Below are 14197 nucleotides of genomic sequence, written 5' to 3'. Positions count from 1 at the left end.
GGGTCATTCGCCCAGCCGAGCCATCAGGGTTGTGTAGGCGTCCGGGGTCCACTCTCCGGTGGTGAGCGGGCAGGGCGGCCCGGCCCGGTTCAGGTGCGCGAGCAGGTCCGGCAGCTCGGTGACGCCATTGCCGAACGCGCGCTCGATGGAGTCGCCAAGCAACTCTTCGAACTGCGTGTTGGGCCGTTTGCGGGCCTGATGGGGCTCCAGGTAGGGTTCGGTATTGCTCATCTCATTGACCTCCATTGCGTACCCGTTCGCGGATCATTTCGCGCACGGGAATAAAGTCGTACGTCGGGAACACTTCAGTGCTGAACACCCCCCAGGCCGAGCGTTCGAGCTCGACGTTGAGGGTCGGCAGCAGGCTGGGTGGCAAGCGCAAGGTGACGATCTGGCCCAGGCCCATGGCCACGGTCCAGGACACCACCTCGACACCTTGCGGGGGAAACCGCTCCCACCAGTCCTGCTGCTTCATGTGCCGCTGAATGTCTTCCAGGTTCTTCGATTGGTCGTGCTTGAGCAGCACGGTCACCCGCAGCGATTCGCTCATGCTCAAGCCACGTTGGGCATGGGCACGGCCCAGGCGTCATAGCCATAGACCCAGTCGGCGTTCCCGCCATCCTTGAGCCATTGATTGCCGCGTGAACCGATCTGGATCTGACTGGTGCGCTGCAACCGCGACTGCTCATAAGCCTGCAGGGCATCGGCGATCCCGGCCGTGCCGGTCAGGTCTTGCAGATGACGGGCGAGCACCACCGCGTCTTCGATGGCCTGGCCAGCGCCCTGCGCCATGAACGGCATCATCGGGTGGCAGGCGTCGCCCAGCAGCGTCATCGCACCTTTGGACCAGAAAGGCAGCGGATCGCGTTCGTACAGCGCCGTCTTGAGCACCTCGCTGCAAGCATCAAGCAGTGCCCGGGCGTCTCCGTGGAAATCCTGATAGTGACTGCGCAATTCATCGGCATCGCCAGCGCTGGTCCAGGATTCTTCATGCCAGCTGTCCTGGGCGGTGGTGGCGAAGATGAAGATGTCCCGGCCCTGATTCAGCGGGAAAGTGACGATCTGGCTTTGCGGCGTCGGGCCCCACCATTTGGTGAATGCCTGGATGTTCGGTACGTGCGCCACGCGCTCGGTCGGCACCACCGCGCGGTAGGCGACCACGCCGGTAAAGCGCGGTTGCTCGTCGCCGAACAGCGCGTTGCGCACCACCGAGTGGATGCCGTCGGCGCCGATCAACAGATCGGTCACGTGGCGGCTGCCATCCTTGAAGCGCAGTTCGATACCGTCGGCGTTTTGCGTCACCTGTTCCGTGCGTTTACCAAACTGCACCTGGGTTTGCGGGAACACGTCCGCCAACGCTGCCAGCAGGTCGGCGCGGTGAATGGTCAGTTGCGGCGCGCCGTATTTTTGTTCGGCGGCATCGGACATTTCCAGGCGCGAAGTTTCCTCGCCGCTGTCCCACATCCGGCTGATGCGATGGGTCGGGCGAGCAGCGGGAATGCGCACCGCAGCACCCACACCCAAACCGTCCAGGGCACGCACGGCGTTCGGGGTCAGGTTGATGTCGGCACCAACCCGCAGGAAGGCTTTCGACTGTTCGAACACGGTGACGTGATGGCCGGCACGGTGCAGGGCAATGGCGGCGGTCAGGCCACCGATGCCGGCGCCGGCAATGGCGATATTCAACGAAGACATGGACGACTCCTGCTCAGGGTTTTGGCTTGTCGGTGAGGAATTTGCCTTGGGGCGCTTCCACGTTGTGCTGGCGTCGCGTGTTGCCATCGATGCCGCCGGCAATCGCCCATTCGGCGAAGACCGTGGGGCCCGGTTCGAAGGTGCGAGGCTCCCATTCGCCGGTCAGTTGATCCTCATCGGCGTAGTACTCGACCAGTGCGCCGGCCGGGTTCTTGAAGTACCAGAAGAACGCCGACGACACCGGGTGGCGTCCCGGGCCGATTTCCGTGGCCCAGCCGCTGCGCGAGATGTGCATGCCGCCACCGAACACTTCGTGCACATCGCGCACGGTGAACGCGACGTGGTTGAGGCCGGCGCGAGGGGCGGGTAGTTGCAGCATGAACAGGTCGTGGTGACCGCCTTCTTCGGCAGTGCGCAAGAACGCGCCGCGGTCCGGTTAACGGTCCGAGGCCTGGAAGCCGAATCGCTCGTGATAGAAGGCTTCGCACGCGTTGACGTCCTTGACGAAAAACACCACGTGGCCGACTTCGATCGGCGTCGCTCGGTCATAGATCGGTGCCGCTTTGTTGATCCGGCCTTTGGTCTGCCAGGTGTTGTGGCCGCTGCACTCGATGTTCAGCTCACGCTTGCGGGTGACTTGCAGGCGGATTGCCAGGCCATTGGGGTCGGTGCAACCGATGCGCCCGTTGGCTTCGATAAACCCCGGATCGTTGGCGATGCGCTCGCTGTACAGCTTCAGGTCAGCCTCGCTGGCCACGCCCCAGACCACTTCGCGCACGGTCGAACCGGCTTCGATGGCGGGCGGCAAGCCGGCCTTGTTGATGTCCGCAAGCACCACGCGGCAGCCATTGAGGGTTTCGAAGATCACCTCGTCAGGTTGCTCTCTGACTTTGCTCAGGCCCCAGTCGCTGAAAAATCGTGCGCTGGTGTCGAGGTCTTCGACGCCGTAGGTGACTTCATCAATGCCTAAAACGCTCATAACCCTACCTCGCGTTGCACACCGGCCCAGGCCAGTGGCTGTTCATTCATGCCCCAATAAAGGCTCTTCTGTTCCATGTACTGCAGGATGCCGAGGCGACCTTTTTCCCGGCCCAGACCGCTGTCGCGCCAGCCACCGAACGGGGTGGAGATCGAGAACTGCTTGTAGGTGTTGATCCACACCGTACCGGCCTGGATTTTTCGTCCCAGCGTCCAGGCACGCTTGTAATCGCGGGTCCAGATGCCGGCGGCGAGGGCGTACAGGCTGTCGTTGGCCTGCTCAAGCAATTGCGCCTCGTCATCGAACGGCATGGCCACCAGCACCGGACCAAAGATTTCCTCCTGGCAGACTTGCTGGGTGTTGTTCAAGCCTTCGAGGATGGTCGGCGGGTAGTAGTAACCCTGGTCGTAGATTCCGCCTTTCGGACGCTGGCCGCCGAGCAGCAACCGACCGCCTTCGGCCAGTCCCAGCGCGACATAACGCTCGACCGATTCACGGTGACTGGCGCTGATCAGCGGCCCCATTTGCGTGCGCTCATCCGCCGGATCACCGACGCGCAGTTCAGCCGCCGCCGCCACCAGTCGCGCCATGAACGGCGCGTACAGTGCTCGTGCGATGAACAACCGCGAACCGGCGATACAGGCTTCGCCCGACGAGCTGAAAATGCCATACAACACCCCGGCCACCGCATGATCAAGGTCGGCGTCCTCGAGCACGATGGTCGGTGATTTGCCGCCCAGTTCCAGGGATACCGGCATCATCTTGTCAGCGGCGATGTGGGCAATGTGCTTGCCGGTTCTGGTGCCGCCGGTGAACGACACACGCTTGATCAGCGGGTGACGCGTCAGAGCATCGCCGAGCAGCGAACCTTTGCCCGGCAGTACGCTGAGCAGGCCTCTGGGCAACCCGGCGTCTTCGCAGATGCGCGCCAGTTGCAAGGCCATCAGCGGCGTGATTTCCGCCGGTTTGATCACCACGGCGTTGCCCGCTGCGAGTGCCGGCGCCACCTTCTGCGCTTCGCTGGCAATCGGTGAGTTCCACGGGGTGATCGCGGCGATCACGCCCATCGGCTCGTACACGCTCATGGTGACGAAATCACCACGGGACGGCGTGATGGTTTCTTCGAGGGTTTCGCACGCCGAGGCGAAGAACTGGAACGTGCCGGCAGCGCTGGCCACCAACGCCCGGGTTTCGTTGATCGGTTTGCCATTGTCCTGACGCTGCAGTTGCGCCAGTTCTTCGCTGCGCTCACGGATCAGCTCGGCAATGCGGTACAGCACGCTGGCCCGCTCATGGGGTTTGCGCTGCGCCCAGCCGCTGTGCAAAAACGCCAGATGGGCGCCTTGAACGGCGTCTTCCACGTCTTCGACACTGGCGGCGTTCAGCCAGGCAACGGCCTCGCCGGTCGCCGGGTAGCACGTGGCGTAGCGTTCGCCGCGCCCCAGTCGCCATTCGCCGGCGATGCAGATGGGTAACGTCTGTTCAAAAGTCATCGCTGTCCCCTAAATCGAAATCGCGTGAGCGTGGTTGCCCAAGGCGCGGACGACGCTGTAAACGGTCAAGGCCGAAGTCTTCGGATTGGCCAGCAGCGGCTTGCCACGCAGGCTCAATTCAAAACCGCCAAAGGCACCGCGGGCTTCGAAGTGATGCACGTTTTCCTCGCTCTGCGGGTCGGCGATCAGCGTCACGTGGGTGCGGTCCAGGCCAAGCCCGGCGAGCGACAGGGTCGCGGCCACGTTGGCGTTCTTCGGGTAAAGGTGCGCCGCTTCCCGGGCGCTGCCCTGAAAAATCACCGTGGCTTCGGTGATGCTGTCCAGGTCGCACACTGTTTCCGCAGGTGTGTTTTTCCAGGCCCGGGCCGGTTTGCGGCCGGTGTAGTTGACCGCGTCCAGGCCGCCGACCTTGGCCGCCGACAGCGCGTCGATGCCGCCGATGGCACCGGGCAGCAATTCGATGCGGGTCTGCCCCCGTTCGGCGGCGGCTTCCAGGCGCTCGACCAGGCCGACTTCGGACAGCGCGCCGACCGAGACGATCAGGCAGGCGATGCCACGTTCCAGCGCCGGCAGCACATGTTCTTCGATGGCGCGGTGGCCGGCGCACTCGACCAGCAGGTCAGGGCGGGCGTCAGCCGGCAATGCCGTCAGCACCTGCGGCGGTTGTTTGAAGCAGGCCAGGCGCTGGCGTACCAACGCTTCGGAACCGGCGGAGGCGATCACGTAGTCGACGCACAGCTGCGGGTCTTTCTCCAGCAGTTCGAGCACGCCGACGCCAATGGCGCCGCAGCCGATCATGGTGATGTGCAACATGACGAAGTCCTCAGGCCGTGGCTTTTTGCGCTTTGGTTTCGCTGTTGGGCGGACCGGCGAACTGGGTGGCGAAGCTGCCGACGGCGAGCATGTCGACTTCCAGCAGGAACGGCCCCGGTTGTGCCAGCGCACCGTCGACGACGCGACCGAAATCCTTCAGGTCGGTGACCAGGCCGTGGCGCAGGTTCAGCGATTCGGCCAGCTTGGAATAGTCCGGCGTGTGCAAGTCGACGTAGCAGTGACGGCTGCCGTAGACCGCGTCCTGAATATTGCGGATCACGCCGTAGCGCTGGTCGTTCATCAGCAGGATCACCACGTTGGCGTTCTCTTGCACCAGGGTCGCCAGCTCACCGAGGTTCAGAATGAAACCGCCGTCACCGGCCAGCGCGAAGACCTTGCGTTCAGGCGCCGTTTCCGCCGCCGCAACCGCCGCGCCGATGCCCATCGACAGGCCCTGACCAATGCCGCCACCCAGCGCATGCACGCCGGCACGCGGGTGGTACAGCGTCAGCAGGCGATTACCCCAAATGCTGTTGGACAGCGTGACGTCGCGCACCCAGGAGAAATTGCGCCCGGTGATGGCTTGCAGCTGTTCGACCATGGCCGAGTACGGGCCCAGGTCGGCGATCAATTGTGTGCGGGATTTTTCGCGAACGTCCTTGAGCTCCGCGAGGAACGTCGGGTCGATCTGCAGACGACCTTCCAGACGATCAGCCAGGCCTTCGAGGGCCAGTGCCGCGTCACCGCAGATGAACAATTCGCTGTTGTAACTGCGACCTTCGATGGCCGGGTTGGCGTCGATGCGCAGGGTGTTGCGCGGCAATTTCAACGCGTACTTGAAGGTCTCGTTGCTGCGCAGGCGTGAGCCGGCGATCAGCAGGGCGTCGCAGCTTTGCAGGAATTGCTCGACCCGCTTGTTTTGCGAGAACGCGCCCAGGCAGCGCTCATCGTCTTCATTGACCACGCCGCGACCCTGGGTCGAGGTGATCACGCCGACGCCCATGTCCAGCAGGCGTTTGACCTGCGGGCCGGCATGCCGCGCGCCGCCGCCGAGCCACAACAGCGGTCGGGTGGCACTGGCCAGACGCTCGGCTACCAGATCCAGCGCTTCGGGCGACGGCACGGCCACCGGGACCGGCAGCGGGGACAGGTCGGTCGGCATCGTGATGAAGGTGGACTGGATGTCGATCGGGATTTCGACGCTGACCGGACCGGTCGGCGCGGTCAGGGCGGTCTGCACCGCAAGCTTCATGGTGCTCAACGCCGTTTCGACGCTGCGCACACGGAACGCGGCTTTCGACACGGCCTTGAGCATGGTCAGTTGATCGCGGGCTTCGTGGATGTAGGCGAATTCCTGGTCCAGGTACGGCGTTTCGATCTGCCCGGTGATGTGCAGCAGCGGCGTGCCAGCGGTCAGCGCTTCGACCATCGCCCCGGCCGCGTTGCCGGCGGCGGTGCCGGTGGACGTCAGGCACACGCCCAGACCCCCGGTGGTGCGGGCATAGGCATCGGCCATGTTGGTGGCGCCGGCTTCGCCCCGGGCCATGACAAAGCGGATGTTGCCGCGTACAGCGAAGGCGTCGAGGATCGGCATGTTGTGGATCGAGATCACGCCGAACGCGGCCTTGACGTCGCACTGTTCGAGGAACGCGGTGATGGCAGCGCCAACGGTGACAGTATTTTCATTACGCATGGCGGGACAGGCCTCCAGAAACATCGATATGGCTGCCTGTGGTGTAAGCCGACAGGGGCGAAGCCAGAAACAGGATCGCGCGGGCCGCTTCAATCGGCAGGCCCAGGCGCCCCAAGGGAATGTGTTTGCGTTGTGCGAGTTGGGCGGTCCATTGGGTCCAGTCCAGATCCCGCTCTTCGCGGGCTTCGAAACGTCGGCGCCATTGCCCGGATTCCACAAGGCCAATCAGGATGCCGTTGACCCGAATGCCGTCCGGGGCAAATTCGGTGGCCATCGAACGCACCAGGTTCATTACGCCGGCACGGGCGGCGGAGGTGGCGACCATGTGCGGTTCGGGCTGGCTGGCCAGCAGCGAATTGACGCAGACGATGGCGGCGTCCGCTTGACCTTGAAGCTGTGTCTTGAACGAACGTACCGGGTTGATCACCGAGAAGAACTTCAGGTTCAGCTCTTCGGTCCAGGCGCTGTCGGTGGTGTCGGCGAAGGTCGACACGCGGCCTTGCCCGGCGTTGTTGACCAGCACGCTGGCCGGTCCCAATGCGGCCAGGCTGGCGGCGGCGAAGGCGTTGACCGAATCGGCGTCGAGCACGTTGCAGACCCGGGCCAGCAACCGTGCCTCAGGAAAGCGTTGGCGCAAGGCGGTTTCGGCGTTGCGCAGGCGATCTTCGTCGCGACCGCAGAAGGCCACGGCCGCGCCAGCTTCGAGCAGCAACTCGACGCACGCCAGGCCAATGCCCGAAGAGCCTCCGGTGACGATTGCCGTGTGGCCTTGCAGTTGATAAAGGCTCATCTCAATCCCTCATCAAGGCCGTCACGCGGTTCTGACCGTCGTGGCCGGCGCCGCTGTTGTAATCGAGCAGACGCGACAACTCGTCGGCGCTGCGCCGCACTTGCAGGAGCAATTCGTTGAAGTTGACGTGGGCAATTTGCGTGGTCGGAATCGTCACGCCCAACGCCGCGACAATCTGCCCGGACTGATCGCGCACCGGTGCGGCAACGGTTGAAATGGCCGACTCGAAGAAACCTTCACCGCTGACAAACCCGCGCTGACGGTCGGCCTGAACCATGTCGAACAGCTCCATCACGGTTTTCGGCGTGCAGGGCGAGAACTGTTCCAGATGATCTTCCGGGTACAGCTCACGCAACTCGGCGAGCGACAGGTCTTCGAGCAAAATGCGCCCCAGCACGGTGGCGTGGGCGGGCAGGCGAGTGCCGACGTTGACCGCGCTCGAGAACACCGACGGCGGCGAGACCTTGGCCACGTAGACGATCGAGCGACCGTCGCGCACCACCAGGTTGCTCGGGTAGTTGAGGCGGTCGCACAACCGCGCCAGCAACGGTTGGCCGAGTTCGGTGAGTTCCAGGGAGGCGAGGTATTCGAAGCCCAGGCGCAGCACCGACATGCCGAGGCGGTATTCGTTGCCGCTGCGGGTGACGAAGCCCATGGTTTCCAGCGTCGTCAGCAGGCGAAAGATCGTCGAGCGCGGCAAGGCCAGACGGCGGGCGAGTTCCGGCGCGGTCAGCGTGCGATTGCGCCGGCTGAACTCGCAGAGCAGCAGCAGGCCGCGCTCCAGTCCCGGCACGATGTATTTGTCCTGAGCGTCCTTCAGCAGATCTGAATCGTTCATAGCGATGCACCTGTCAGGGATTCTTTGAGGGCGCAGGCCAGACGGCCCGCGACGACACACGGTTGTTCGATGGGGCTGGCGTGCCCGGCATCGGCAATCAGGTTGAACGTGCCACCCAACGCCTTGGCGAGGGGCAGGCAGCTTTCGGGCGGGGTGATGCCGTCGGCTTCTCCGCAATGCACTTCGCACGGCATCGACAATGGTGCATGCCGCAGCAGGTCTTCACCGCACAGCAGTTCAATGGCCTGGCGATACCCGTCGGGCTTGAGCCGCGCCATGTTCCATTGCACCCAAGCTTTCGCCTTCGGGCTGGCGTTGGGCGACAGCATGTGTGCACTGCGTTGTTCGGCCATGCCTTGAATGCCCAGTTGCTCCAGCGTGCGCAGGCGTTTGCTGCGCACTTCCTGGCGCTGCAAGGCACGGGATGGATGGCCGTAACCCTGCGCCGGGCTGATCAACACCAGCCGGCTGATACGCTGTTGCTGCACACCGCTGGAAAACGCGGTGGCGGTGATCGCGCCGAGGGAATGCCCCACCAGCACGCAGCGCTGGATACCCAGTGCGTCGAGCATCTGCAGCAGTCGCTCGGCATAGTCCGACGCATCGGGCGCCAGTGCCCGCAGCGGTGTGGATTCACCGTAGCCGGGCGCGTCCCAGGCAATCACCCGGGCGCTCTGGCCGAGTACGCGGGCCACCTGCAACCACGACGCCGAGCCCGAACCGATCCCGTGCAGCAACGCAATCGCCGGCCCGGCCCCGCATTCGCGGATGCCCTGGCGTCCACCGGCAATCTCCAGCAGGCGCAGGGGAAAGTGCAGGGCCAGTTGGGCCTGGAGATCGTCGGTCAGCGACGAGGCGTGATTGTCGATGGCGTGCAACATGGGCTTATCCGCGCTTGATCGAGGCCAGAGGGTGTTCTGGCGGGTAGGTCGGGGTGACGGGTTTTTTCGCGCCGAGCATCACGCACATCAACGCGTCTTCATCGCCGATGTTGATCTCTTCGCGGTACACACCCGGCGGCACGGAAATCACGTCGCGGTCAGTGAGGATGGTTTCGAAACGCTCACCGTCCTTTTCGATCACCACCTTGAGCTTGCCGCGCAGCACGAAGAACACTTCTTCAACGTCGGTGTGCAGGTGCGGCGGGCCTTCGTGACCGGCGGGAATCACCATGGTGGAAAACGTGAAGTTCTCCGATGGAATGGTGTTCATGTCGGTGCTGACGCCCGTGCCGCCGGTGCCGATGTAGCGCATTTGCGCACGACGGAATTTCGGGTCGTAGTCGGCCTGGAATTTCAGCGCGTTCCAGTCGTACTTGCGGGTTTCGTAGCGGGCGATGCGGGTGTTCATCCAGCTTTCAAGGTCGCTGCCGGCCGGTTGTTCCCAGCTTTTTGGAGTGTCTTGTACGTGTGCGGATAAATCGGTCATGGCTGTCTCCAGATCAAGTCAAGGCATGACGAACCCGCCGTTGACCGGCAAGGTTTGTCCTGTGATGAAACGGGCGAGGTCGGACAGCGCGAACAGCACGGCGCCGCTGACGTCTTCGGGAAGTTGTGGGCGCTGGATGGCCCGTTGATCTTTGTACAAACGGTGACGGGCTTCGGGCACGTAGGCGGTGGCTTCGACCAGCACCAGGCCCGGCGCGATAGCGTTGACCGTGATGTTGTCAGCGCCCAGTTCGCGGGCCAGGCTGCGGGTCATGGCGATGATTGCGCCTTTGCTCGCGACATACGCCAACAGGTTCGGCGCGCCCCACAACGGTGTGTCGGACGCCAGGTTGACGATGGCGCCATGACCGCTGGCGCGCAGGGCTGGCAGGCTTGCCTTGGTCATCAGCCAGGTGCCGCGCACGTTGACTTGCATGACCTGATCCCAGGTGTCGAGGGTCAGCTCTACGCAGGTCTTGCCGCCGGAATTGGTGATCGATGCGTTGTTCACCAGGCCGTCGAGCCCACCGAGCAAACGAACGGTTTCAGCGATGCAGGCATCGATCGAATCCGGTTGTGCAAGATCGACCGTCACGCCATGCACGACCAGGCCTTCGGCAACCAGTTCGGCGGCGGATTGCTGCACCCGTTCAGCGAGAATATCGGCGATCACCACATGGGCACCGGCCCGGCCAATGGCCTGGGCAAAGGCGTAGCCCAAGCCACGGGCGCCACCGGTGACCAGCACGCGGCGGCCTTCGAGCAAGCGATTGAGGGTCGTCATCATTGGGTGCTCAACATGGCTTTGGGCATGTAGTGCAGGACGCGTTTTTCGCTCCAGACCACGGCGCCGTAGGCGAGAACACCGATGACCGTGAGCATCACGATGGCGACGAACACGCCAGCGGTATTGCCCTGGCCTTCGGCATCGACCAGCAGGAAGCCCAGGCCCTGATTACCGCCGACCAGTTCACCGACGGTGACGCCGATCACGGCCAGGGTCGAGGCAATGCGCAGGCCGGAGAACAGCGCGGCCATGGCCGACGGGAACTCCACCAGGCGGAAGATCTGCCAGCGGCTGGCGTTCATGGTCCGCACGAGGTTGATCATGTCCGGGTCGACGGTGCGAATCGCCGACAGCACGTTGATCATCACCGGGAAGAACACGATCAGGATGGCGATCAGAATCTTCGGGTAAATGGTGTAGCCCAGCCACATCACAAAAAGCGGTGCGAAGGCGACTTTCGGGGCAATCTGCAGCGCCAGGATGTACGGCGACAACATGGCTTCCGCGGCCGGCGAGAGGCCCAGCGAAACGCCGATGGCCACACCGAGCAGGGCACCCAGGCCGAAGCCGACAATGATCTCGAACGCGGTGATCAGGGTGTGTTGCAATAGCCCGCCGGTCTGCCACATCACCACGCTTTCCTGAGCCACGCGACTCAGTTGCGGCATGACGAATTCGGGCATGCCGAGCAGTCCCGGTCCCCACTGCCAAAGCACCAGGAACAGGATCAGCAGGGCAACGCTGCCGAGCATGGAGTTATTGAGGTTTTTCATCGTGTCTTTACCTTGTCGTCACTCGCCGTTATTGCGCGGCTGTTTGGGTGTCGATGAACTGGTTGGTATAGAGGTCGTCGAGCTTGGGCTCCTGGGTGACGATGCCTTCGCTGACATAGAACTGGCGGACCGCTTCAAGCCGCGCCGGATCGATGCGTCCCGGCACTGTCTGGTTGGCGTAGACGTGTTCGACGTAGAGCTTGAAGACCTTCTCCAGCGAGGCTTCCTTGCCGGCGTAGGCGGGGACGGCCTGGGCGAACGTGGCGGCGGCGGCCTTGGGGTCCTGAATGATGTCGCGCATGCCTTGCAGGGTGGCCTGGACCACGCCGCGGACAATCTGCGGATGGTTCTTGATGGCGTCATCGGAGGCGAGAATGGCTTGGGCCATGCTCTCGAAAATCTGATCCTGCGGAATCAGCTTGATCTTGACTCCCGCGTCTTCGGCATTCACCACCCAGTCCGGCACGCCCGCCATCGCCTGGGCCTTGTCCGCCGAGAACAACTGCCAGACGCCCGACGGACCGGCGGCCTGAATGTTCACGTCGTTTTTACCCAGGCCGGCTTTGCGCAACGAAGCGAGCAGGGCGTAGTAGGTGGTGTCCGAGTAGGACATCACCGTCGTGGTCTTGCCCTTGAGGTCGGTGATCGAGTTGATGTTTTCGGCGGCATTGGTGGCGATCATGGTGACCCCGCCTGCACCCAGCACCGCTACGGCGCGCACCGGAATACCGTTGGCGCGCACCACGATAGGGGTGTCGCCGATGGCGCCGCCGAGCATCGCGTTACCGGCACCGATCTGCTTCGCCACGTCCACGCCACCCTTGGCTGCAATGAACGTCATGTTCAGGTTCTGGGCGGCGTAGTAGCCCTTCTGCTGGGCGATGATCCACGGCGCGAAGGCCGGCGAGTTCGGCGGTGCCGGCAACAGGTAAGTCACATCGGTGGACTGTGCCTGGGCAGCAAACGTCAGGCCCAGGCCGAGGGCGAGGCCGGAGAGCTGGCTGAAGCGTTGAAACAGAGACTTGAACATGCGTACTCCTGAATCAGGTGATGGCCACACGGGCGTTGATCAATGCAGTTCGGTGTCTTCACCGACCTGCAGCAACTCCATCAGGCGACCGACCAGCGGACCGATTTCCGGCAGCTTGCGGCGCTCCAGCGGGTTGTCGCGAAAGGGCAGGTCAATGCTGATTTCTTCGATGATGGTGCCGGGGCGGGCGCTCATGACCAGCAGCCGGTCGGACATGGCGATGGCTTCAATCAGGTCATGGGTGATGAACAGCGCGGTTTTCTTTTCATCGAACAGCATCCGCGCCATGTCCTGTTGCAGGATCATCTTGGTTTGCGCATCCAGTGCCGAGAACGGCTCGTCGAGGAACAGCACTTGCGGGTCAATGGCCAGGGTGCGAGCCAGTGCCGCACGCTGACGCATGCCGCCCGACAGCTGGAAGGGGTAGTGGTCGGCAAAGCCTTGCAGGTGGCAACGATCGAGCAGATCTTTGGCCACGGCCTGACGCTTGGCGGCTGCGACACCTTGAATCTCCAGGCCCAGTTCGACGTTGCGACGAATGCTGCGCCACGGCATCAACAGGTCTTTTTGCAGCATGAACGCGACCTGGCGAACCGGTCCGGTCACGGCTTCACCGCCGACGAACACCTCGCCTTCGGAAGGTCGATAAAGGCCTGAGCCCATGTTCAGGATGGTGCTTTTGCCGCAACCGGAAGGGCCGATGATCGACACCACTTCACCGCGACGAATCTTGAAGTTGACTTCGCGAATGGCGAACGGCGCTTCGGATTTACCTTTGGCCGGGAAACATTTACCGACGTTGCGGAATTCGATTTCGGTGGGCTCCTGGTCTTCCTTGGGAGCGGGCTTAATCCATTGCGGGGCGACGGCGTACATCTCGTTCACAGCCATTGGGAAGGGTCTCTGGTCTGTTTTATAGGTGATACGGTGTTTAGTGCATGAACAATGCCAGAGCGTTGCCAAGTCGCTTTTTTGTTTAAAAGTCGTTTATAAATAAACAGTTAGGCGTTTTTTATAAATATTGGTGTGTTTCATATACGAAACGAGGTTTCTTATATGGCACGAAATTGCACATTGCTTGTGCGAAGTTCAGGGCAGTGCGAGAGGACGGTGCTTTTTTAGGTAACGCCAAGAGAGTCGTTTGTTTTACATGTGAAACAAGGCAGGGGATTTGGGCGGGGAAGTAACGGCAGGCACTGCGCCTAATTCGTCAGAGATATCACAGTGTCGATAACGATAACCGGCACATACATCAACGTCAGTATTGAATACGCTTTGCGGGATTTGGCCACGAATGTGCACAGTGGCAGCAGGATCATGATGACGTCCAAGACGCCCCACAGCGCTAGCGGGGAAGCCTGGAAAAAGAACACGTTCACGATGAGGCCTAGAACCAGATACGTGGACAGGAATAGCAGTGCGTAACGACCATCTTGTTCAAAGTAGAGGCGAAGTCCGTTTTGCTCGTCCTCACTACGACTGGGTAGCAACAGGGCGGCAGATACGAATAGCGATAACGCCAATAGCACGAGCAGTAAAAATTCCGGAAATGAGTACACCACCTTCACCGCAGGCAGTGAATTGACCGCCCACCAGAATTGCAGCTGTGTCGTAAAAAGCGTAACGGCCCAGACAAGAGCGACCCAGTCGGGCGCAACCGATCTTCGAATGCGGAACACCGTCAACGCACCGAGAAGTAGGCGGGTGACGGAAAGCCCCAATATTATTGAAAGGACCGTGGCAACGATAGGGAAGTTAGTCAGAAACGCCTCCTGCACATCGGCTGCTTTACGAGCGCTTAATTGCTGACAAGCGCGTCAACGACAAAAAATCAATCCACTTCGACCGATTGTAGCCTGCCTTGAAAGGCTGCTATCGA

At 62.4% G+C, this 14197-nt stretch carries 15 protein-coding genes and 1 pseudogene; all 16 read right to left on the bottom strand.

Annotation, left to right across the window (positions count from 1 at the left end; all coding sequences use genetic code 11):
- Positions 1 to 3: 3 nt before the first annotated feature.
- Positions 4 to 231 (bottom strand): recombinase-like helix-turn-helix domain-containing protein, encoded by a 228-nt coding sequence (locus H7698_RS28055; protein ID WP_162438830.1) that lies wholly within the window; start codon positions 229 to 231, stop codon positions 4 to 6.
- Between the two features lies 1 nt (position 232).
- Positions 233 to 550, bottom strand: a complete 318-nt coding sequence (locus H7698_RS28050; RefSeq protein WP_162438831.1) for a hypothetical protein — start codon at positions 548 to 550, stop codon at positions 233 to 235.
- A gap of 2 nt (positions 551 to 552) precedes the next feature.
- Positions 553 to 1695, bottom strand: coding sequence for an FAD-dependent monooxygenase (locus H7698_RS28045; RefSeq protein ID WP_194693562.1), 1143 nt, complete (start codon positions 1693 to 1695; stop codon positions 553 to 555).
- A 13-nt stretch (positions 1696 to 1708) separates the two neighbouring features.
- Positions 1709 to 2674: pseudogene (locus H7698_RS28040) on the bottom strand (VOC family protein).
- Positions 2671 to 4167, bottom strand: a complete 1497-nt coding sequence (locus H7698_RS28035) for an aldehyde dehydrogenase (protein WP_194693561.1) — start codon at positions 4165 to 4167, stop codon at positions 2671 to 2673. The pseudogene H7698_RS28040 and the gene H7698_RS28035 overlap by 4 nt, the downstream one beginning before the upstream one ends.
- A gap of 9 nt (positions 4168 to 4176) precedes the next feature.
- On the bottom strand, positions 4177 to 4980 hold the full coding sequence (locus tag H7698_RS28030; protein WP_194693560.1) for an aspartate dehydrogenase: 804 nt from the start codon (positions 4978 to 4980) through the stop codon (positions 4177 to 4179).
- Positions 4981 to 4990: 10 nt separating this feature from the next.
- Positions 4991 to 6673, bottom strand: a complete 1683-nt coding sequence (locus H7698_RS28025; RefSeq protein ID WP_194693559.1) for a thiamine pyrophosphate-binding protein — start codon at positions 6671 to 6673, stop codon at positions 4991 to 4993.
- Positions 6666 to 7463: an SDR family oxidoreductase gene (locus H7698_RS28020; RefSeq protein ID WP_194693558.1), complete on the bottom strand. Its 798-nt coding sequence runs from the start codon at positions 7461 to 7463 to the stop codon at positions 6666 to 6668. The genes H7698_RS28025 and H7698_RS28020 overlap by 8 nt, the downstream gene beginning before the upstream one ends.
- 1 nt (position 7464) lies before the next feature.
- A complete protein-coding gene (locus tag H7698_RS28015; protein ID WP_162441206.1) occupies positions 7465 to 8301 on the bottom strand; it encodes an IclR family transcriptional regulator in 837 nt (278 codons plus the stop codon).
- The gene (locus H7698_RS28010; RefSeq protein ID WP_194693557.1) at positions 8298 to 9182 is read right to left on the bottom strand and encodes an alpha/beta fold hydrolase; all 885 of its coding nucleotides are present in this window, start codon (positions 9180 to 9182) and stop codon (positions 8298 to 8300) included. Before H7698_RS28010 ends, H7698_RS28015 begins: the two co-directional genes overlap by 4 nt.
- A 4-nt stretch (positions 9183 to 9186) precedes the next feature.
- Positions 9187 to 9729, bottom strand: coding sequence for a cupin domain-containing protein (locus tag H7698_RS28005; RefSeq protein WP_162441117.1), 543 nt, complete (start codon positions 9727 to 9729; stop codon positions 9187 to 9189).
- Between the two features lie 18 nt (positions 9730 to 9747).
- On the bottom strand, positions 9748 to 10515 hold the full coding sequence (locus H7698_RS28000; RefSeq protein ID WP_194693556.1) for an SDR family oxidoreductase: 768 nt from the start codon (positions 10513 to 10515) through the stop codon (positions 9748 to 9750).
- Positions 10512 to 11288 carry an ABC transporter permease gene (locus H7698_RS27995; RefSeq protein ID WP_162441116.1) on the bottom strand — a complete coding sequence of 259 codons (777 nt, stop codon included), beginning with the start codon at positions 11286 to 11288 and terminating at the stop codon, positions 10512 to 10514. Before H7698_RS27995 ends, H7698_RS28000 begins: the two co-directional genes overlap by 4 nt.
- Before the next feature lie 28 nt (positions 11289 to 11316).
- Positions 11317 to 12318, bottom strand: a complete 1002-nt coding sequence (locus H7698_RS27990; protein WP_194693555.1) for an ABC transporter substrate-binding protein — start codon at positions 12316 to 12318, stop codon at positions 11317 to 11319.
- Between the two features lie 39 nt (positions 12319 to 12357).
- A complete protein-coding gene (locus H7698_RS27985; RefSeq protein ID WP_235992975.1) occupies positions 12358 to 13194 on the bottom strand; it encodes an ABC transporter ATP-binding protein in 837 nt (278 codons plus the stop codon).
- Between the two features lie 326 nt (positions 13195 to 13520).
- Positions 13521 to 14081, bottom strand: coding sequence for a hypothetical protein (locus H7698_RS27980; RefSeq protein ID WP_194693636.1), 561 nt, complete (start codon positions 14079 to 14081; stop codon positions 13521 to 13523).
- Positions 14082 to 14197 lie beyond the last annotated feature (116 nt).

This window comes from Pseudomonas sp. p50(2008), from assembly GCF_015351605.1.
Taxonomy (GTDB): Bacteria; Pseudomonadota; Gammaproteobacteria; order Pseudomonadales; family Pseudomonadaceae; genus Aquipseudomonas.
The sequence above is the reverse complement of the archived record's forward strand: the minus strand, read 5'-3'. Positions and strand labels throughout refer to the sequence as shown.